Source organism: Vibrio sp. BS-M-Sm-2, from assembly GCF_041504345.1.
In the GTDB taxonomy this organism is placed as follows: domain Bacteria; phylum Pseudomonadota; class Gammaproteobacteria; order Enterobacterales; family Vibrionaceae; genus Vibrio; species Vibrio satsumensis.
In genome coordinates this window covers 1,114,774-1,136,343 of sequence record NZ_CP167894.1, presented here as the reverse complement: position 1 = coordinate 1,136,343, position 21,570 = coordinate 1,114,774, and the positions used below count along the sequence as shown (strand labels likewise).

Genomic DNA, 21,570 nt, shown 5'->3' with positions numbered 1-21,570 from the left:
GGAAATCCAAGCCACATGAAAATTCTGCTTTTAGTAGGGTTAATTGTTTTAAATGGTCTGTTTGCCATGTCAGAGATTGCATTGGTAGCAGCAAAAAATAGTCGGCTGAAACGCTTAGCCGAAAAACACCGTTCCGCTCAGATTGCTCTTGAGCTCAAAGAAAACCCAACCCGCTTCCTCTCGACTATTCAAATCGGTATCACAGTAATCGGCCTGCTCAGCGGTATTGTGGGCGAGGCAACGCTATCGGCTCCACTGGCCGTTCAACTTGAACTATGGGGACTCGATCCAACACAAGCGAATATCTTGTCTACTGCGGTTGTGGTGGTGGGTATTACTTATTTCGCCATCGTTGTCGGTGAGTTGGTACCAAAGCGTTTTGCTCAATCTCAAGCTGAAAACATTGCTGTGTTAGTCGCGCTGCCAATCTTCTGGTTATCTAAAATCGCGACGCCGTTTGTGTTTGCGCTGTCGGCTTCTACGGAAGGCATTCTCAAGTTGATGGGGCGAGGTGGTGACGAAGATAGCGTAACTGAAGATGATATCCATGCACTTGTGAAAGAGGGCTCTGAATCGGGTGTGATTGAACGCGGCGAACAAGAGATGATTCGTAATATCTTGCAGCTTGATGATCGCCTTGTGAGCTCTTTAATGACTCCGCGTCGAGACATCGACTTTTTGGATGTCGACCAACCAGTAGAGCAAATCTTAAAGAAACTACGTTCATCAAAGCACAGTGTGTTTCCATTGTGCCAAGATCACCTCAATAAAGTGGTGGGTACGGTGTCAGCCAAAGCCTTGCTGAATCAGGCAGGCAATCTAAGCATTCAAGTGATCATGGGGCTGTCTCGCTCACCGATCTATGTTCCAGAATCGATGAAAGCTCTGCGTTTACTTGGCTACTTTAAAGAGTCGGGTACTGAGATGGCATTCATTGTCGACGAGTATGGCGATGTTCAAGGTCTTGTGACTCATTACGATATTCTTGAGGCGATTGCTGGCGAACTATCGAATAACCCGAACGATCTTTGGACTGAGCAAGTGGAAGACGGTTTGCTGGTGGATGGATTGATTCCGATCAGTGAACTGAAAAACCGTTTAGAGCTGTCGGATTCTGAGGGTGAAAGCGAGAGCTTCCAAACGTTGAATGGCCTTGTGACTTGGCTAATAGGACGATTACCTGATGCAGGCGAGGTTGTTCAATACCAACAGTGGCAGTTTGAAATTATCTCTGTTGAGAACAATCGCATTGTGAGCATCAAAGCGACGCCAATAGCCGATAGCATAGAAGACGCTAATAGCTAACAGTTCGACCAACTAGCAAGCGGCAATCGTTCATTGTCTCTTGTTGTCTATTATCTCTTTATTGTTCATTATCACGAAGATTAGGTATGCTTCACCGCATACCTAATTTCGTTTTAATCCTTTGTTTTCTGGAGTTCCCTTTGTCAGACCATCAATTCACCCCTCAAGATGAAATCTTCATGCGACGCGCCATCGAGGTAGCTAAGCAAGCAGAGAGTGAGGGAGAGGTTCCTGTGGGTGCTATATTAGTGAAAGATGGGGAGATTATCTCTGAAGGGTGGAACCGTTCGATTGGCAGCCACGATGCAACGGCACACGCAGAAATTGAAACTTTGCGTAAAGCTGGCCAAACCTTAGAAAACTATCGGCTGCTTGATACCACCTTGTATGTCACGCTTGAGCCATGTCCTATGTGTGCTGGTGCCTTGCTACACAGCCGAGTAAAGCGCATTGTGTTTGGCGCTCCAGACTTAAAAGCGGGCGCTGCAGGTACAGTGTTGAATTTGTTTGAAAGTCAGGCCTCATACCACTATGCCGACGTTGAACATGGCTTGTTAGAGGAAGAGTGCCGTGAGCAATTACAATCGTTTTTCAAGCGTCGTAGAAAAGAGATAAAAGAGAAGCGCAAGCAAGAACGTCTGCTGGAAGAGCAGCGTGTAGAAGCAGATATGAAGGCTGGTAACAAGAAGTAGCAGCGAGCTATCGGCACTCTCAATCGCACGAGTGCCAAGCAAACTGACTTGGTAATTACATTTACTCAGCAATCATCTGCATGAAAGCGCGATTGCGCCAAATGATCTTCTTCTTATTATTTGAAAGCATACGCTTACGACGGTTTGCAGCAACGGTCTTATCAAGGCGTTTCGATTTCAGTTTCTTCATCATTTCAATGATTTCCTATGTGTCGTCTGACTTTTTAGTTTGGACTAACGATTTAATTATAGTGTTATTCGTTTGTTTGGCCTGTCGCACACTTGGCTTACTTAGAAGAGCTGTTCTAGTCTAAAGCCAGCATCGCAGTGCAGCAGAGCATAATCTTGATTGTGGTGTGCCGTTATAAGGTTCGATTGTTACTGCAATATGACACTCGAGATCTCACCATTATTTTCCTGCTTGCGTCCCTTATCCCGTAGCGACGAAAGAAGAGTCGAAAAAAGTAATAAAAAAGAGCAATGCTAGATGGCATTGCTCTTTTGGTTTTACTGCGAAGGCTCAGAACTGCTTACTGTCGATTGAGCTGCGCTGATACTTGATTCAGCACCTGAGGTTTCTAAAGGTGGGATCACCACCAAACCTTCAAGGCTTGCTTCTTGTTCTTTATTACGCTGATTTACATGGCCAATAATGCTCTGGTAATAGCGGCGAATGTTCTCAACGTAATTCCTTGCTTCATCACCACGCGCATAGCCGTATCGAGTTTGGCTGTAGTACTTCTTCTGTCTCAACAGAGGAAGTCGATCTTTTACATCACCCCAAGCGTCAGGGTTGCCGCCTTGTGCTTTGGTTAAGCGGCGAGCATCCATCATGTGACCGTAACCTACGTTATATGACGCGAGGGCAAACCAGATCTTTTCATGTTGAGTAATAGAGTCTGGAACTCGGTTAACGATACGGCGCAGGTACTCGACACCGCCTTGTACTGACTGTTTCGGGTCAAGACGATTGGTAACACCTACGCTCTTCGCGGTTGGCAGCGTCAACATCATCATGCCTCGAACACCAGTAGGAGAACGCGCGACTGGGTTCCAGTGTGACTCTTGGTATGCCAAAGCAGCAATCAAGCGCCAATCAAATTCTTGCGAGTATTGCTGAAATAGTGGTGACCATTTAGGTAGCTTGCTATCCAATGCGCGGATAAAGGCACGAGTATCAACGTAGTCAAAGGTACCAATGTGGCCGATGTATTTCTCTTCCAATGAAGCCAGTTCACCAGACTGTTTAAGGTTACCGAAGAACTCAATCAGCAATGCATACAGACTCTCATCTTCTGAACGCTCTAAGTACCAAGAGATAGGTTGGTCTTCTGTTAGTTCAAAAGCCAAAGCTACATCAGGGTATAAACGCTGCGCCAACGAGAGCTCAATGGAGTCTGCAACGGTAAACAGTCGCTCTCCGGTTGATACTTCTTTTAGCAGGTCATTGATGTCCGCATTACCGACCGCATCGTAGATAAAGTCATCGTGTATGTTCTGAAGCTGTTTTAGTGTTGGTTCAAAGTGTGAGTCTTTCACCACAACTAAAGATGGCGTCAGTGTTTCATTTGATGCCGTTTCTTCTGATTCAGATTGTTCTTTTACAAATTCGGCCTGACGCTCGTTCTCAAACTTGATCAGTTGATCGAGGTTTCTTGGTCGCCATTGACCTTTCTTGTACACGACTTGTTGGCTTACATAGTAATAAGCAGGTGCGGCGCGATAAGCGCGTGTCAGGTTGTTATTTTGCGTTAAGCCAGTCGCGATAAGATCGATCTCACCTTTCTGCAGTGCAGGGAACAAGCCAGACAAACGGTAAGCGGGTTTAACCTCAAGCTTTACACCAAGCTCTTGCGCAAACTCACGAGCTAATTCGTAATCTAAGCCGGCAGGGCCATCAGGACCGATGTAATAAGAGAGTTGGTTATTTAGGGTGCCGACACGAAGAACGCCACGATCTCGTATCTGCTCAAGGACACTTTTAGGTTCAGATTCAATCTGACATCCAGCCAACCCAACTAGGGCGATGGTGAGCAGAAGGAACTTAGACGAAAAGATGAGCGTAAATTTAGGCATCAAAATGAAATCTCGAAAAGTGGAAGCCCCTTTATACCAAACCCCGCAAGGCTGGCAAAGCAGGTTTAATTAAACAGTTGTAAAAGTGGTGATAAATGCAGCAAAAGTACCATTTACGGAGAAAGATAAAAAAATCACGCAAACGGTTGCTTTTGGTGTTACGTCACAAAAAGAAATGCTTTATAATGCGCTCGCATTGAAGAGGTGGAATCGGCATAGGTTTGGCAACCTTCGGGAATAGCTTCGAAGAAAACAGTTAGGTTGCTCCTATAACCCACTGAATTTATTCCAATACTACCTTAATCAACTGCATAAGAGACGTAAGCACATGAGAATTTTGCGTGGCTCCCCAGCTCTATCTGAGTTTCGTGTTAACAAGCTTTTAGAGCTTTGTCGTGAATTAAGCTTACCTGTAACAGGTATTTACGCTGAGTTTGCCCACTTTGCTGATCTAACGGCAGACCTAGATGAGTCTGAAGTTGAGAAGCTAGAAAAGCTACTGACTTACGGTCCAACGATTGAAGAGCATGAACCTGAAGGTTTACTGCTGCTTGCAACGCCACGCCCGGGCACTATCTCGCCTTGGTCTTCAAAATCAACAGATATCGCACATAACTGTGGACTGGCTAAAGTGTCACGTCTAGAGCGCGGTACTGCTTTCTACATTGAAACCTCTGCTGAACTTTCTGAGCTTCAACTTGTTGAGCTGAAAGCAATCCTGCACGACCGTATGATGGAAGTCGTTTTCACTGACTTCGAATCAGCGGCGGCGCTTTTCACTGTTGCTGAGCCTGCTCCTTATGCGGAAGTTGACCTATTAGCTGGCGGACGTAAAGCGCTTGAAAAAGCAAACGTTACCCTAGGTCTTGCTCTTGCAGAAGATGAGATTGATTACCTTCTTGAAAGCTTCACTGAGAAGCTAGGTCGTAACCCGACTGACATCGAGCTAATGATGTTTGCACAAGCGAACTCAGAGCACTGTCGTCACAAGATCTTTAACGCTGACTGGACTATCGACGGCGTTAAGCAAGAAAAATCACTGTTTAAAATGATCAAAAATACGTTTGAAGTTACTCCTGATAACGTACTTTCTGCATATAAAGATAACGCAGCAGTTATGACTGGCTCTGAAGTCGGTCGTTTCTTCCCAGATCCAGAAACTCGTCAGTACAACTACCACCAAGAGAAAACACACATCTTGATGAAAGTTGAAACGCACAACCACCCAACGGCAATCTCTCCATGGCCGGGCGCATCTACAGGTTCAGGCGGTGAAATCCGTGATGAAGGCGCAACAGGTATTGGTGGTAAACCAAAAGCTGGTCTGGTGGCGTTCTCTGTATCTAACCTTAAGATCCCGAACTTCGTTCAACCTTGGGAAACTGACTTTGGCAAGCCAAGCCGTATCGTTACTGCTTTGGATATCATGCTTGAAGGTCCTCTTGGTGGCGCGGCATTCAACAACGAATTTGGTCGTCCAAACCTACTAGGTTACTTCCGTACTTACGAAGAGAAAGTAAACTCTCACGCAGGTGAAGAAGTACGCGGTTACCACAAGCCGATCATGCTAGCTGGTGGCCTAGGTAACATCCGTGATGAGCACGTTCAGAAGAAAGAGATCCCAGTAGGTGCAAGCCTAATTGTTCTGGGTGGCCCTGCAATGAACATCGGCCTTGGTGGCGGTGCGGCATCTTCAATGGACTCTGGTTCTTCTTCTGAAGATCTTGATTTCGCTTCTGTTCAACGTGAAAACCCAGAGATGGAACGTCGTTGTCAGGAAGTGATCGACCGTTGTTGGCAGCTAGGTGATGCGAACCCAATCGCATTCATCCACGATGTGGGCGCGGGCGGTATCTCAAATGCACTTCCTGAGCTAGTAGACGATGGCGAGCGTGGCGGTATCTTCAACCTACGTGACGTGCCAAACGATGAGCCGGGCATGAGCCCACTTGAGATCTGGTGTAACGAATCTCAAGAGCGTTACGTAATGGCGGTTGCTGACAAAGACATGGCAACGTTCGACGCTATTTGTAAGCGTGAGCGCGCACCTTACGCTGTGGTTGGTAAAGCAACAGAAGAACGTGATCTTAAACTAGAAGATTCACACTTCGACAACACGCCAATCGATATGCCGATGGACATCCTATTAGGTAAAACCCCTAAGATGCACCGTGACGCGAAAACGCTAAAAGCGAACAACCCAGCGATTGACCGCTCTGGTATCGAAATGAACGAAGCGGTTGACCGTGTTCTTCGCCTACCAACTGTCGCAGAGAAAACATTCCTAATCACGATCGGTGACCGCTCGGTAACAGGCCTTGTAGCTCGTGACCAAATGGTTGGCCCATGGCAGGTTCCTGTAGCTAACTGCGCAGTAACAGCAGCAAGTTACGACTCTTACCACGGTGAGGCGATGTCTCTTGGTGAGCGTACGCCAGTGGCACTTCTAGACTTTGGCGCGTCAGCTCGTCTAGCCGTTGGTGAAGCAATCACTAACATCGCAGCGACGAACATCGGCGATATCAAACACATTAAATTGTCGGCTAACTGGATGTCTCCAGCAGGTCACCCTGGTGAAGATGCAGGCCTTTACGAAGCGGTTAAAGCCGTAGGTGAAGAGCTATGTCCAGCACTGGGTCTAACTATCCCTGTGGGTAAAGACTCAATGTCGATGAAGACTAAGTGGGAAGAGAACGGCGAGCAGAAAGAAGTAACTTCTCCGCTATCTCTTGTTATTACTGCGTTTGCACGTGTTGAAGATGTTCGTAAGACGATTACGCCTCAGCTTCGCACTGACAAAGGTGCTTCAAGCTTAGTACTTATCGACCTAGGTAACGGCAAAAACCGTCTAGGTGCGACAGCACTTGCACAGGTTTACAAGCAGCTTGGTGATAAGCCAGCTGACGTAGACAACGCAGCACAGCTAAAAGGTTTCTACGAAGGCGTTCAAGCTCTAGTTGCGAACGACCAAGTTGTGGCTTACCACGATAAAGGCGATGGTGGTCTGTTCGTAACACTGGCTGAGATGGCGTTCGCAGGTCACTGTGGTGTTAATGCTGATATTGCAGCGCTTTTATCTGCATCAGAGAATAGCGAAGACACGCTAGCAGCACTATTCAACGAAGAGCTAGGTGCGGTAATCCAAGTTCGCAACGACGACCTAGACGCAGTACTTTCTACGCTTGCAGCCAATGGCCTAGAAGCATGCTCACATGTTATTGGTTCGGTTCAAGATTCTGATGAGTTGGTGATTAAGTCTGGTGCAGACGTTGTGGTTCAACGTAACCGTACTGAACTGCGTACTATCTGGGCTGAGACGACGCATAAGATGCAAGGTCTACGTGATAACCCAGTTTGTGCTGACCAAGAACATGAAGCGAAGAAAGACAACTCAGACCCAGGTCTGAACGTGAAACTAAGCTTTGACGTAAACGAAGATATTGCTGCTCCTTACATCAACACGGGCGCTAAGCCTAAGATGGCAATTCTACGTGAGCAGGGTGTTAACTCTCACGTTGAAATGGCAGCAGCATTCGACCGTGCAGGCTTCGAAGCGACTGATATTCACATGAGCGACATCCTAACGGGTCAAGCGGTACTCGAAGAGTACAACGGCCTTGTGGCTTGTGGTGGTTTCTCTTACGGTGATGTACTGGGCGCTGGTGAAGGTTGGGCTAAATCAGTTCTGTTTAACGATTCTACTCGTGACCAATTTGAAAACTTCTTCAAACGTGAAGATACTTTCTCTCTAGGTGTATGTAACGGTTGTCAGATGTTGTCTAACCTGCGTGAACTTATCCCTGGAGCTGAATACTGGCCACGTTTCGTTCGCAATGAGTCTGAGCGTTTTGAAGCACGTTTCAGCCTCGTTGAAGTTCAGAAGTCAGATTCTGTATTCTTCAACGGCATGGAAGGTTCTCGTATGCCAATCGCAGTTTCTCACGGTGAGGGCCGCGTAGAAGTGCGTGACAACGACCACCTAAACGCGATTGAGAACTCAGGTACGGTTGCACTACGTTACGTTGATAACAACGGTAACCAAACGCAGCAATACCCGAACAACCCGAATGGTTCGCCAAACGCTATCACTGGTTTAACGACTACAGACGGCCGTGTGACTATCATGATGCCGCACCCAGAGCGTGTATTCCGTACGGTTGCAAACTCTTGGTCTCCGGAAGGTTGGGGCGAGAATGGCGCTTGGATGCGTATGTTCCAAAACGCACGTAAGAATGTGGGTTAACCACTCTCTTACAGGCCGCATTAATCTAGGCTAGGTTAAGCAAAAATGAAAAGCGCAGATCGAAAGGTCTGCGCTTTTTTATTTCTCAAAATTTAGGAACCAGAGCGAAGAAATTAATGGTTGCAGTTTGCTGTTCTAAAAATCTCCACTACGCTAAATGTTATGGAATCAATTTGTTAGGCCATCAAATTCTGCATTTATGCAGAGAGTATCGTTTGGCTATGCAAAAAATTGAATCAATCATCGTGGCATAAGAGGGAACTATGAAAACAACAATCACAAAAGCAGTAGCAGTGGCAGCGATTGTCATGTCGTTAGCTGGATGTGTCGGTAGCAACGCCGTTACTGGTAAATTAATGAAGTTCAACGTTGAGGTTGTAGACAACCGCTACGCTCGTGCGGGTGTCAACTTCTTGCTTGCTCCGGTTTACGCACTCACCACCGCAGCCGATTACATTGTCTTTAACTCAATCGAATTCTGGGCGGGTAAAAACCCACTCACAGGCGCACCTCACATCTTTGATAGCAAAGTCGATACCATGATTGATGTGAATGACAGCCTTGATGATTCACTAAAAGAAGCCCCACTTGGTTTCAATAATCGTCAGATCGAATGGGGTGAGATGCAGCAAATTGATGAGAACACGATTCGTATGGACATCACTTATAACGATGGTCAGAAAGCCGTTCTGACTGGTGTTCGTGATGGCGACAAGGTCAGCTACTACATGGATGGTACGCTAGTATCAGAAACCTCTATTCAAGCGCTTGAACAGCTAGCCGCAGAGAAAGCGTAATCCTTTCAGCTAGATACCAATAAAAGAAAAGCCGCTGGATTTAACTCCAGCGGCTTCGTACTTTCTAGCATCTAGCGCTTAGATTAGTTGTTGCTGTGTAGCTCGCTGTTCAGTTCAACAGCAGACTTGTTCGCTAGACATTCAATTTGACCAGTGATCGAGTTGCGACGGAACAGAAGGTCAGAAACGCCAGCTAGGTCGCGAGCTTTAATGATTTCTACTTCGTTGCCTTCTTTATCTAGCATGCGAACTTTCGTACCAGCAGTCACATATAGGCCAGACTCAACAGTACAGCGGTCGCCCATTGGGAAGCCAAGACCCGCGTTTGCGCCTAGTAGGCAGTTTTCGCCGATAGAGATAACCATAGTACCGCCACCAGACAAAGTACCCATGATAGAAGCGCCGCCGCCGATGTCTGAACCGTTACCTACAACAACACCTGCAGAGATACGACCTTCAACCATGCTTACGCCAGTTGTACCTGCATTGAAGTTGATGAAACCTTCATGCATTACTGTTGTGCCTTCACCCACATGTGCGCCTAGACGAACACGAGAAGTATCAGCAATACGAATACCTGTAGGTACCACGTAATCAACCATTTTAGGGAACTTGTCGACACAATCTACAGATAGGGCACGACCAGCAAGGCGAGCTTCGATTTGACGCTCAGCCAGCTCAGGAAGGTCGATTGGACCCTCGTTTGTCCATGCGATGTTGTGCAGTAGACCGAAGATGCCGTCTAGTACTGTACCGTGTGGTTGAACTAGGCGGTTAGAGATGAGTTGCAGTTTTAGGAAGCCTTCAGCAATAGATGTTGGCTTCTCGTCTGTCGCAAGAACAACAAGAACAAGTGGCTGTTCAGATGCTGCTGCTTTTTCTGCGAAAGATGCGTTAGCTGCATCATCGTTTGCTGCGAATGCTTTCGCGAGTTCTGCGCTTTGTGCTGCAGAGATTTCGATAGCTTGGTTGCCTTCAGAGTAACCTGATACTTCTGCCACAGCGGCTACAAGAGCATCGCTTGGGTTTAGAAGTGGGTTAGGGAAGAACGCTTCAATGATTTTATTGTCGCGATTTTTGGTTGCCGTACCGAAGGCTAGTGAAAAGTAAGCCATGTTGAATCTCCATGTGTTGAGTCTTGATTTTGCTATTCCAAAACAACGGCTCGAATAACAAGCGCTGCCGCTAGCAAAGTTAATTTAATTGCGTTCATCATAAAGAGAGCGCCCTCGTTATGAAAGGGCGCATTGGGATAAAGTCTGTAAAATGATATTGCTTGTCTTTCTGGCGATAGTTTTCATTATCCGGATACTGCACCATGTTCTTAATGCTACGGCGTTTTATTCAACCACTCAGTATGCTTTCATTTCTATATCCGTCACTCATATTCAACTCACCTTGTTGTTAGCAGTATCAATAGGCTGAGTCACACTTTCTTTATAAATTTATGTTTATTATCAGAATTATTCGACTTCTGTTGATTAATCGCTTGTGCCTACAGTCCGAGTAAATACTCAAATTTTCAGCTGCGTAATTAAGATGAAGATCACTATAACCCTATATTAATTAAGTATATTTCCAGCCATAACGACATTAAAACGATTAATAAAGGATCTTCTATGAATTTTACTAAGTCTTTACTGGTGCTCTCTATCGGCGTAGCGATGGTTGGCTGTGGCTCGGACAATGATGATACGGCAGTGACATGTGATACTGCGGCTTCTTGTACCAAGTTTACCGTTTTACATACCAATGATAACCACGGTCGTTTTTGGGAGAATAGTAAGGGTGAGTACGGAATGGCTGCTCGCAAGACTTTGATCGATAGCATTCGTGCAGAAGTCACTCAAAACGGTGGTGAAACCATTCTATTGTCTGGTGGTGATATTAATACCGGTGTGCCTGAGTCTGATATGCAGGACGCGGTACCAGATTTTGTTGGTATGAACCTTCTTGGTTACGACGCAATGGCATTAGGTAATCATGAGTTCGACAATAGCTTAGATGTGCTAGAGATGCAGGCTGAACTGGCTGATTTCCCAATGCTAGCGGCGAATATTTATATCAAAGATGGAGACACAGTTACTGATGAACGCCTTTTCTCTCCATACAAAGTATTCACTATTAATGGGTTAAAGGTTGCGGTTATTGGCCTGACAACTAAAGATACGGCTAAATTAGTTAATCCTGACAACGTCGCGACAATTCACTTTGCCGACCCACAAGTTGAAATTAAAAAAGCCATAAAAGAAATCGAGGCCAATGAAACGGTTGACCTGATTTTTGCTACCACGCATATGGGGCACTACGCCGATGGTCAACATGGTAGTGAAGCTCCTGGTGATGTGTTACTTGCTCGTTCACTGGAGGAAGGGCAATTGGATGCCATTATTGGCGGGCACTCCCAAAACCCTGTCTGTATGGAAGGCAATGAATACGCAGACTTTAATCCGGGAGATGATTGTAAGCCAGATCAGCAAAATGGTACTTACATCATGCAAGCTCATGAATGGGGTAAGTATGTAGGCAGAGCTGACTTTGAGTTTTATGACGGTAAACTGCATTTAGCGAAGTACGACTTAGTGCCGGTGAACTTGAAAGAGAAAGACGAAAATGGTGATTATCAGTTTATCCAAGCTGAAATTGAACCCAACGCAACAGTTATTGCTACCCTTTCCGCGTATCAGCAACAAGGCCAAGAGTTGCTTGATGAAATTATTTCAAACACCGATGCGAAGCTTGAAGGTGATCGTAATGTTGTTCGATCTGAGCAAACCAATCTTGGTCATTTGTTAGGTGAAGCATACCGTACTTACGACTTAGTGAATGCTGACTTCGGTGTTATGAATTCTGGTGGTGTTCGTGATTCTATTCAGGCGGGAAATGTTACATATCGTGACGTGCTGACTGTGCAACCTTTCGGAAATTTCGTGACTAAAGCAACGATGACTGGGGCTGAGGTGAAAGCGTACTTAGATGTTGTTGCGACTATGACTGCAGGCTCAGGCGCTTACGCTCAATTGGATAATATTAGTTTAACCGTAGACTGTGATTTGGGTGATGTGACCATTCGTGACATCAACGGCAAAGGCTTTGACTTCGCGGACACCTACACGTTCTCCGTGATAAGTTTCAGTGCTGCTGGTGGTGATGACTACCCAGTAATTGATGTTGAATCGACGCAGTTAACGGATGCCTCAGTGCTACGCGAGTTCTTTGTTAAGAACCCCGATGTCACTGCAGCGAATTATGCACCAGTGGATGGTGATCTAATCTACATGAGTAATGGTTCAGAAGTAAAAGGCTGCCCTGCGAACTAATTTATAACTCATAAACAAAAACGACAAAGAAAATAGCCAGCAAATAGCTGGCTATTTTTGTATTAGATTTTCGTAGTTTGAGCTTAAACAAACAGCGCCTTGTAAGCCTGTTCTATCCCCTCAATCAGCATCTGCATACCGATAACGGCGAGTATCAAACCCATCATTCGTGTAATTACATTCAATGCGCTTGGTCCAACTGCTTTAACGAAGCGCTCGCCGAATACAAATAAGACATAGGTTAGGGTGCAGAGGAGGCCAAATGCCACAATGGTAATGATGGTCTCGTAAATCCCCTCTGTGCTGGCAAAGTTCATCGCAGTGGCAATGGTGCCGGGGCCTGCCAGAATTGGCATGGCTAAAGGTGATACTGCGATGCTTAGCGCCGCGTCTCGTTGGGCGTCTGAGTTGACTTTCTCTTTCGCTTTGGCGTGTGTTGAGTCACCTTGCAGCATGTGGAAGCCAATCAAAAAGACCAGAATACCGCCTGTGATGCGCAGTGCATACAGTGTGATACCAAAGAGATCAAAGATCAGTTTGCCAGAGAGCGCAAAAGTACTGACGATGATGAATGCGATAAACACTGAACGGAAGGCGATGGATTTGACCGTTTCTCTGTCATTGTCACCGGTTAATCCAAGAAAGATCGGAGTGTTGGCGATAGGGTTCATTATGGCAAAAAAGCCCATGAACACGGTAATGGTATGAATGATGAGCTCTTTCATATTAATCCTTTGAAAATATGCAGTTAAATGCGACAGCTGAATGTCTTTAATCTTAGATACAAATAATTATTAGAAATAGATAGTAGATGAAGTGTGAATAAAAAACAGCCAGCATAAGGCTGGCTGTTTGGTTTTAGTGATAGGTGTAGAGTTTTGGTCGTCTGTTACTGCTTGTTTCTCAGTTAACGGATTCTATTCTATGAATAGATCGTGGTGCTTGATGTTGCCGTTATGCGTTTTGAGATTCGCTTACTGCCACAGCTAATGCAACCGTCGTACCGACCATTGGGTTGTTACCCATACCGATGAAGCCCATCATTGCCACGTGAGCCGGAACAGAAGAGCTACCGGCGAACTGAGCATCAGCGTGCATTCTGCCCATGGTATCTGTCATGCCGTAAGACGCTGGGCCTGCTGCTACGTTATCTGGGTGCAATGTACGGCCGGTACCGCCGCCTGAAGCAACTGAGAAGTAAGGTAAACCTTGGCGAGTACGTTCTGCTTTGTAGATACCTGCAACAGGGTGTTGGAAGCGAGTTGGGTTAGTTGAGTTACCCGTAATACTTACATCCACTTCTTCTCTGTGCATAATTGCCACGCCTTCTCGTACATCATCAGCGCCGTAACACAAGATCTCTCCGCGAGGGCCTTGTGAGAAGCGGCGACGTTCTGTTTCAACAAGCTCGCCTGTTTGGTAATCGTATTGAGTGCGAACATAGGTAAAACCATTGATGCGAGAAATTAAGTAAGCCGCATCTTTACCTAGACCATTGAGGATTACCTTTAATGGGTTGTGACGTGATTTGTTGACGTTGAGTGCAATTTTAATCGCACCTTCTGCAGCAGCAAAAGATTCATGGCCCGCAAGGAAAGCAAAACAGTGACTTTCTTCATTTAGAAGACGAGCTGCTAGCGCGCCATGCCCAATACCAACTTGGCGTTGCTCAGCAACACTGCCAGGTTTGGTGAATGCTTGAAGGCCTTCACCAATGATATTCGCAGCTTGCTCAGCGTTGCTTGCTTTGCGGAATAGAGCTAGTGCTGAACCAAGGATATAAGCATCGGCAGCACTTTCAAAAGCAATAGGTTGGGTGTCCATCACCATGGCTTTTGGATCAACGTTGTGGGCTTTACAGTATTGGTTCGCTTGCTCCAAAGAGTCGAAGTTCATCTCTGCCAATACGCGAGTTACTGATTCATTAAATTGAGTGTTCATCATATCTTTCCTCTAAATTGGCAAAAATTATTGTTGGCGTGGATTAATGGTGGTTACAGCTTCATCGAAGCGACCGTAAGTCCCCGTCGCAAGGTCAGCAGCTTCATTGGCTGGTACACCTTGATTAATCGCCTTCATCATTTTTCCGAGGTTGAGATACTCGTAGCCAATCACTTCGCTGTGATCATCAAGTGCAAGCTTGGTCACGTAACCTTCTGCAAGCTCTAGGTAACGAACGCCTTTCGCTGAGGTTGAGTAGCTAGTACCTACTTGGCTGCGCTGTGTTTGACCTAGGTCTTCTAATGCGGCGCCAATTTCTAGGCCGCCTTCAGAGAATGCAGACTGAGTTCGACCGTAAACAAACTGCAGGAAGATTTCGCGCATCGCTACGTTGATCGCATCGCACACCAAGTCTGTATTGAGTGCTTCGAGAATGGTTTTTCCAGTGAGGATTTCGGCTGCCATCGCGGCTGATTGAGTCATGCCTGAACAACCAATCGTTTCGATTAGCGCTTCTTCGATGATGCCGCTTTTTACGTTAAGTGTCAGTTTGGCTGCACCTTGTTGTGGTGCACAAGTGCCCACGCCATGGCTTAAGCCAGAAATAGCGATGACATCTTTTGGGCTAACCATTGCGCCTTCAACTGGAATTGGCGCTGAATTGTGAAGATCACCCCTTTGAATAGGGCACATGGATTGAATTTCTGAAGAGTAGTGCATAATGTTTTCTCACTTATTAGAGTCATTTAAGACCTAGGGCGTTGAGAAAACAGGACGTGTTGGAAGAGGTGCGGCTAATTCACTACAGATCTTGAGTATCGATAATCCAAAGGTGTCATGAAGCTCGGTCTTAATAGACCAAGTCCATTTAAAATGGAGGAATAGCGATACATCCAACAGTATAACCTGTTTTCGATTCTGTAGGAGTCATTAGCACGGTTCGAAAGAACGGGCGGTTGAAGCAAAAGCTTAGGTGGAACCCCATCACCTGATGGCTATAGATTAGATCTGCATCACACTTTCGTGCAAGTGAATGTTTAGAGCGATTTCGACTATAAACAGAGTTCATTATATTTCGATAAGCATAAAAAAACGCCAATAACGGACTCTGATTAGAGGTGTCATTGACGTTTTTTAGAGAACTCCAGCTAGTTACGCTGCATCTTCTTCTGCGTCTTCAACAGCTTCAAGCTTCTTAGCTTTTTTCGGAGCTGGCTTACGCTTAGCACCTAATGCGTAAAGAACTTCTTCTTTGTTCTTTGCTAGGTACATTGCAAGTTCTTCTTGCTTGCCTTCATCTTCAACTAAATCGCTTTTGCCTAACAGTTCAAAAAGCTCATCAGCCATATCCAGCATTTTGTCGTATGCGTCGGCTTCGGCTTTAGAGGTAAAAGTCATTTTCTCTTCTCCGTTGCGTTCCACCACGTACTTGACGATAACAGCCATGGTTAATCCTCTAAGTTTGATAAATTTTACTGGCTTTTTATACAGTTTCTGATGTTAAAAGTCCAGTTGGAGCCCCAACTATGCGGCCTCAATCTTGATGTGTAGCCCAGTCTTCACAATAACTCATGAAAGATTTCAGTAGTGGGCTCTGGTATTTGTCCTTGTGTACCAGCATCCAGAAACGTCGTTTCATGTCGAGTGGCACATCGAGCGCTTTCACTCGGCCTGAATCAATCGCTCGTTGCGCCGCCAATCGTGATAAACAAGCGAATCCAAGATTGGCTGAAACTGAATTGATGATCGCTTCAGTGGTGTTGAGTTCAAAGGATTCATACCAATGTTCGATGCGAGGCGCAACGGCACGAAGGAAAAACTCGCGGGTCCCTGAGCCTGATTCACGTAGAATCCAGTGACTATCTTCCAAATCGCTTAAAGTCACTTTTTCTTTTGAAACGAGAGGATGTTGATTACTAACAATAATACACATTTCATCGCTGCTAAACTGACTCGAAATGAGTTCAGGGTGTAATGTTTTTCCTTCAATTAGCGCGATATCAAGTTCATAATCCACCAACTTTTGGCAGATCAGGGCACTGTTTGAAATGAACAAGCTTTGATCCTGATGCTGAGTTCGTTCACGAAAGCCAGATAGAATAAATGGCGCAACCTGATTACCTATTGTGTCACTCGCGCCTACCTTTAGATTGCCACTTAAGGGCTGGTCGTCACGGAACAAAACATCAATACCAGCAGCACGATGTAATATCTCATCGGCCAATGGGAGCAACTTATGCCCTTCTTGGTTGAGAATTAATCGGTTGTTGACCCGGTCAAATAGAGAGTGACCGAGTTGTTTCTCCATTTCGCCTAGTGCCATGCTGACCGCAGCTTTAGACAAAAACAGCGCTTCTGATGCGGCGGTAAGCGTCGAATGCTGGGTAATGGTGACAAACACTTTGAGTTGTTTAATTGAAATATTAGCCATCAGATCCCTAGTTTTACTCTGCTGGTGAAAATGGGTTATGTTCAGTGTTGATGAACACTTGTTATATATAATTGGATATTGTTTAACGAAGCGCAAGCGTATTATGGCTTCAACAAGCTGATGAGTTCACAAGTTTAGTGAATTAAGTTTAAGAGAGGCTGACATGATTCAACGTATTAAATATAGATTAACAGGAGCTCCAACACCCATGGCAGGGTTAGCACTAGCAATCGCAAGCTTAGGCTGGTGCTGGGATGGAGTTTTAGTCGCACAAGGTATTTTGCACACTCCAGGCTTAGTCCAGTGGATCAGTGCAGGTATTGCAGCGGTATTGCTTCTTGTTTTAGCTGTGAAATTTTTGATTCATGGCCACCTATTGCGTGAAGATCTTGCTCACCCTGTTGTCGGCAGTGTGGTACCAACATTTGCGATGGGGTGCATGGTGGTGTCAGCGTCTTTGGCGCCAATCTCTCAATTCTTACAAGAAGCTATGTGGTTGGCTTCTGTGGCTTTGCACGTTGTGTTTCTAATGAGCTTTTTGTACCACAGAGCTAAAAACTTTGAGATTCACCACATGGTACCAAGCTGGTTTGTGCCACCGATCGGTATTATCGTCGCTGACGTTTCTTTCTCTGGTAATCCAGTTTTAGAGCCAGTAGCTAACGCGACTTTGGTATTCGGCTTATTGGTTTACGCAGTAATGCTACCAATAATGGTTTACCGCTTGATCTTCTCTCACGAAGTGCCAGATGCGGCAAAACCAACGATTGCGATTATGGCAGCACCGGCAAGCCTATCTTTGGCGGGTTATCTAACAGTGACAGCAAGCCCTTCACCAGTGATTATTGGTTTGCTATTTGGTATTGCAGTGTTGATGACGTTCATTATCTATATGGCGTTTTTCAAACTACTTCGTCTTCCATTCAGCCCTGGTTATGCAGCGTTTACCTTCCCAATCGTGATTGGTGCAACAGCCTTGTTTAAACTGGCTGCGTGGATGCAAGCACAAGGTATTGAAGCGCATTACATCAATCAAGTGTTTGGCCTAGCGTATCTTGAATTGATTGTGGCTACATTGGTAGTGGGTTATGTCGCTGTTCGTTATTACATGAACTACAAACCTCATCGTGTTTTAGGCGCGGTAGCGGGTAGATTGTAAGAGGCGATAGTTCAAAAGATAAACGAAGCTTAAGTTTTCAGTATTTCATAAGCTTATATTGCTCATCCAAACTTAGCACTTATGCTAATCTGGCTTTATATTGTGGCAAGATTAGCGTGAGTGCACTTTGTTTACTGTTTACCATTCCAATAAAGTTGATACTTTAAAAATTCTTCTCGTTCACTTAATCAAAAGTGACCCTTTAGCCAATCCCTTCGAAAAAGAGCAGATTCTGGTTCAGAGCCCGGGTATGTCTCAGTGGCTTAAGATGGAACTCGCCAAAGAATTTGGCGTAGCAGCAAATATCGATTTCCCACTCCCAGCAACCTTCATTTGGGATATGTTTACCCAAGTGCTTCCTGATGTGCCTAAACGCAGTGCTTTTAACAAAGAAGCGATGACGTGGAAGCTGATGAGTTTGCTACCCGCGAAACTTGACCACCCTGATTTCTTACCCTTACAACGCTATCTTGAAAACGACGAAGATGATTCGAAGCTGTATCAATTGGCTGAGAAGATTGCCGATATCTTCGATGGATACTTGGTATATCGTCCTGAGTGGATGGCGATGTGGGAAGCGGGCGAGCCCGTTACAGAATTGATTGATGGTGAAGGGCAGCAAGAACACCCTTGGCAGCCAATTTTGTGGAAGGCACTCTACGAGCAAACCCTGTCTCAAGGCCAATCGAAATATCACCGTGGTAACCTGTACCACGACTTCATTGAAGCGCTAGCCAACCAACAAGGTCAGCTACAACGCTTGCCGAAACGTCTGTTTGTGTTTGGTATATCGTCGCTGCCTCCTCGTTACATGGATGCCTTGAAAGCGCTGGGTGAGCAGATTGATGTTCACCTGATGTTTACCAACCCTTGCCAACATTACTGGGGCGATATTCGTGACCGTAAATACTTGGCTAGAGTGGAAGCGCAACGTCGTAAGCAGTTTGCTCTGATTGATGGCTTGCCTCAGCTAGAAGGCGAAGTCTCACCATTGAAAGACGGTATTGAAGCCAACGTTGAAGACGAACTGCATACTAGCCAAGCGGTAGGCAATAGCTTACTCGCGTCTATGGGTAAGTTAGGTAGAGATAACCTGTTCTTGCTATCTCAATCAGACAGCGAAGAGCACGAGTTCTTTATTGATGTAGAGAGAGACAGCCTGCTGCATCAACTGCAAGCCGATATTCTCCAGTTAGAAGAGCACCAAGACGATCACATCTTAGATTCCAGCAACCACAAACAGGTGGTTGAGCTGGGCGATCGCTCGTTGACGGTACACGCTTGTCACAGCCCTATGCGTGAGGTTGAAGTTCTTCATGATCAGTTGTTAGCAATGTTTGACGCTGACCCGACATTAAAGCCACGCGACATCATCGTGATGGTGGCAGACATCAATGCCTACAGCCCTGCGATTCAGGCGGTATTCGGTAATGCTCCGGGGGAACGTTATATCCCTTACTCGATCTCGGATCGAACGGCAGACCAAGAGAGCCCAATTCTGACCGCGTTCATGCAGCTGGTCGCGTTGCCGAACACGCGTTGTTTAGCGTCTGAGCTGCTAGAGCTACTAGAAATCCCAGCGATGATGGCACGCTTTGGTATTGATGAATTTCAATTTGAGCAAGCTAAGCAGTGGGTTGAAGAAGCGGGGATCCGTTGGGGAGTTGACTCGTCTACTGCAACCGAGTTCGACTTACCTGCTACTGAGCAAAATACCTGGCTATTTGGTATCCAGCGAATGTTATTGGGTTATGCGATGTCGGATTCTGCGGGTCTGTTTGAAACCGAACACTCTCCAATTGCAGCTTATAACGAAGTTCAGGGCATTAACGCTGAACTTGCAGGTAAGTTAGCGCACTTTATTGACCGTATTGCCCATTACCGTCAACGCCTTACTGAGACGCAATCCATCGATATGTGGCGTGAAACCTTGCTGCAAATGATTGACGATTTCTTCGCCGTTGAGCTAGAAGGCGAGGTGGTACTTAAGTCGATTCGCGATGCGCTTTCTCAATTGAATGAACAGCTTGATGATGCCTTGTACGAACAAGAGTTATCGCCAAGCATCATTTATCAGTATTTAAATAATAAACTGTCGGGCGCGCGTATCAGTCAGCGTTTCTTAGCGGGGCAAGTTAACTTCTGTACCCTGATGCCGATGCGTTCTATCCCGTTCAAAACCGTTTGTCTATTAGGCATGAATGACGGTGTTTACCCTCGCTCAATGCCGCCAGAAGGTTTTGACCTAATGAACGGGCGCACACGACCGGGTGACCGTTCTCGTCGTGATGATGACCGCTACCTATTTTTAGAGGCGATGTTGTCGGCCCAAGAATGTTTGTACATCAGTTATGTTGGCCGCTCGATTCAAGATAATACTGAGCGAGTACCGTCGGTATTGGTTTCAGAGTTGATTGAGTACTGCCAGCAAAACTACTGCCTAAGTGAAGACCAAGCGCTACCAAGTGATGATTCAGGCAGCAAGCTGACTCAAGCGATCAGCTTTGAGCACACAATGACGCCGTTTAGCCCGGCAGCCTTTACTCAAGGTGATGCAAGCCATGTATTGAGTTACGCCAAAGAGTGGCTTCCTGCGGCTAACCGTTCCGGTGAACGCAGTGGCGAATTCAATCGTGCTTTGGATGACTATTTGCTTGGTGCGACTTATCCGTTAGAACTCGATCTGGTTGAACTGCAGCGTTTCTGGCGCTTGCCGGTACAATACTTCTTTAATCGTCGCCTAAAAGTAGTGTTTGAGCCACCGCTTCCGGTAATGGAAGACGATGAGCCGTTCGTGCTTAATGGCTTAGAAAGCTTCCAGCTTAAGGATGCTCTGCTGCAAGTGTTGCTAGACCATCCAGAAGGGGCTGATGAAGCGGTTCGCTTGTTTGTTTCTGAGCAAAAAGCTCAAGGTCGATTACCGGTTGGTGCTTTTGGTGACATTGAATTTGAAACCAACCGTGTTCAAGCGGAAGACTTAGCCAAAGAGATTCGATTTGTGAGTGGATCACCGCAACAAGATCTCGAAGTTAATATCGAATTTGATGTGTTAGGCGAGGGTAAACCCGTTCGTTTGATGGGTTGGCTTACTCAAAACTATCAATCGGGGCTGGTACGTTTTCGTAGTGGCAAAATTCGTTCGCAAGATTACTTGGGCGCGTGGATCGATCACTTGTGTTGCGCAGTGATGGGGCACGGCAAAACGACTCATATTATTGGTTATGACAGAAAAGAAGGTGTGGTTCACCAAACGCTACAACCTATCGGTGATGCGCAGCAGGCGAAGAGTTTATTGGCTGAGTTAGTGCGACTGTTTTATCAAGGTATGACGGCACCACTGCCGTACTTCCCGAAAACCGCCTTGGCCGGCGTTGAAGCGGGTTTTAGCCGCGGTAAATGGGTCGATGATGAAGAGAAGTCGCTCAAGAAAATGGCCGATACTTTTAATGACAGCTTCGCTTTCACGGGCGAGGGTCGAGATACCTACATCTCGCGTATTTGGCCTAAGTGGGACGATGAGCTGGCGGCTGAGTCGCGTATGTATTCAACGCTTGTGTTACAGGCGGCAAGGTTGGCTGCTGCCGATCTGGAAGATCAGGAGTAAGT

General features: G+C 46.0%; 15 protein-coding genes and 1 riboswitch. Of the genes, 7 read left to right on the top strand and 8 right to left on the bottom strand.

Annotated features, from left to right (window positions below; translation table 11 throughout):
* Positions 1-15 precede the first annotated feature (15 nt).
* Complete coding sequence (locus tag AB8613_RS05140; protein ID WP_019823903.1) at positions 16-1,305, top strand: hemolysin family protein; 1,290 nt, start codon at positions 16-18, stop codon at positions 1,303-1,305.
* An 86-nt stretch (positions 1,306-1,391) separates the two neighbouring features.
* Entirely contained in the window at positions 1,392-1,997 is a 606-nt protein-coding gene (gene tadA, locus AB8613_RS05135) for a tRNA adenosine(34) deaminase TadA (RefSeq protein WP_371714501.1), read from the top strand.
* A 61-nt stretch (positions 1,998-2,058) separates the two neighbouring features.
* Here tadA and AB8613_RS05130 read toward each other — a convergent pair whose 3' ends face one another.
* Positions 2,059-2,190, bottom strand: a complete 132-nt coding sequence (locus tag AB8613_RS05130) for a hypothetical protein (protein WP_017059878.1) — start codon at positions 2,188-2,190, stop codon at positions 2,059-2,061.
* 314 nt (positions 2,191-2,504) lie between these two features.
* Positions 2,505-4,073, bottom strand: a complete 1,569-nt coding sequence (mltF, locus tag AB8613_RS05125; RefSeq protein WP_146491366.1) for a membrane-bound lytic murein transglycosylase MltF — start codon at positions 4,071-4,073, stop codon at positions 2,505-2,507.
* Between the two features lie 328 nt (positions 4,074-4,401).
* On the opposite strand from mltF, the gene purL reads away from it, so the two are divergent.
* Both purL and AB8613_RS05115 read left to right on the top strand, forming a co-directional pair.
* Positions 4,402-8,316, top strand: coding sequence for a phosphoribosylformylglycinamidine synthase (gene purL, locus AB8613_RS05120; RefSeq protein WP_372384592.1), 3,915 nt, complete (start codon positions 4,402-4,404; stop codon positions 8,314-8,316).
* A gap of 263 nt (positions 8,317-8,579) precedes the next feature.
* A complete protein-coding gene (locus tag AB8613_RS05115; RefSeq protein WP_008223831.1) occupies positions 8,580-9,113 on the top strand; it encodes a DUF3332 domain-containing protein in 534 nt (177 codons plus the stop codon).
* A gap of 83 nt (positions 9,114-9,196) precedes the next feature.
* Here the strand turns inward: AB8613_RS05115 and dapD are convergent, their stop codons facing one another.
* Positions 9,197-10,228 (bottom strand): 2,3,4,5-tetrahydropyridine-2,6-dicarboxylate N-succinyltransferase, encoded by a 1,032-nt coding sequence (dapD, locus tag AB8613_RS05110; RefSeq protein ID WP_285955018.1) that lies wholly within the window; start codon positions 10,226-10,228, stop codon positions 9,197-9,199.
* Between the two features lie 504 nt (positions 10,229-10,732).
* Here dapD and ushA point away from each other — a divergent pair.
* A complete protein-coding gene (gene ushA, locus AB8613_RS05105) occupies positions 10,733-12,433 on the top strand; it encodes a bifunctional UDP-sugar hydrolase/5'-nucleotidase UshA (RefSeq protein WP_372384591.1) in 1,701 nt (566 codons plus the stop codon).
* Positions 12,434-12,516: 83 nt separating this feature from the next.
* On the opposite strand, the gene AB8613_RS05100 is transcribed toward ushA, so the two are convergent.
* The 5 genes from AB8613_RS05100 to AB8613_RS05080 form a co-directional block, all read right to left on the bottom strand.
* Positions 12,517-13,158 (bottom strand): MarC family protein, encoded by a 642-nt coding sequence (locus AB8613_RS05100; RefSeq protein WP_285955020.1) that lies wholly within the window; start codon positions 13,156-13,158, stop codon positions 12,517-12,519.
* Positions 13,159-13,387: 229 nt separating this feature from the next.
* Complete coding sequence (locus AB8613_RS05095) at positions 13,388-14,377, bottom strand: GGGtGRT protein (RefSeq protein WP_372384590.1); 990 nt, start codon at positions 14,375-14,377, stop codon at positions 13,388-13,390.
* Between the two features lie 24 nt (positions 14,378-14,401).
* Positions 14,402-15,094, bottom strand: a complete 693-nt coding sequence (locus AB8613_RS05090; protein WP_285955022.1) for an iron-sulfur cluster assembly scaffold protein — start codon at positions 15,092-15,094, stop codon at positions 14,402-14,404.
* A gap of 194 nt (positions 15,095-15,288) precedes the next feature.
* Positions 15,289-15,372: riboswitch (Fluoride riboswitch) on the bottom strand.
* 154 nt (positions 15,373-15,526) lie between these two features.
* Positions 15,527-15,820: a YebG family protein gene (locus AB8613_RS05085; RefSeq protein WP_008223840.1), complete on the bottom strand. Its 294-nt coding sequence runs from the start codon at positions 15,818-15,820 to the stop codon at positions 15,527-15,529.
* Between the two features lie 88 nt (positions 15,821-15,908).
* Positions 15,909-16,805, bottom strand: a complete 897-nt coding sequence (locus tag AB8613_RS05080) for a LysR family transcriptional regulator (RefSeq protein WP_048608012.1) — start codon at positions 16,803-16,805, stop codon at positions 15,909-15,911.
* Between the two features lie 208 nt (positions 16,806-17,013).
* Here AB8613_RS05080 and AB8613_RS05075 point away from each other — a divergent pair, with 208 nt between their 5' ends.
* Entirely contained in the window at positions 17,014-17,964 is a 951-nt protein-coding gene (locus AB8613_RS05075; RefSeq protein ID WP_123322672.1) for a TDT family transporter, read from the top strand.
* A gap of 127 nt (positions 17,965-18,091) precedes the next feature.
* The gene (gene recC, locus AB8613_RS05070; protein WP_372384589.1) at positions 18,092-21,568 is read left to right on the top strand and encodes an exodeoxyribonuclease V subunit gamma; all 3,477 of its coding nucleotides are present in this window, start codon (positions 18,092-18,094) and stop codon (positions 21,566-21,568) included.
* The last annotated feature ends 2 nt before the right edge of the window (positions 21,569-21,570 follow it).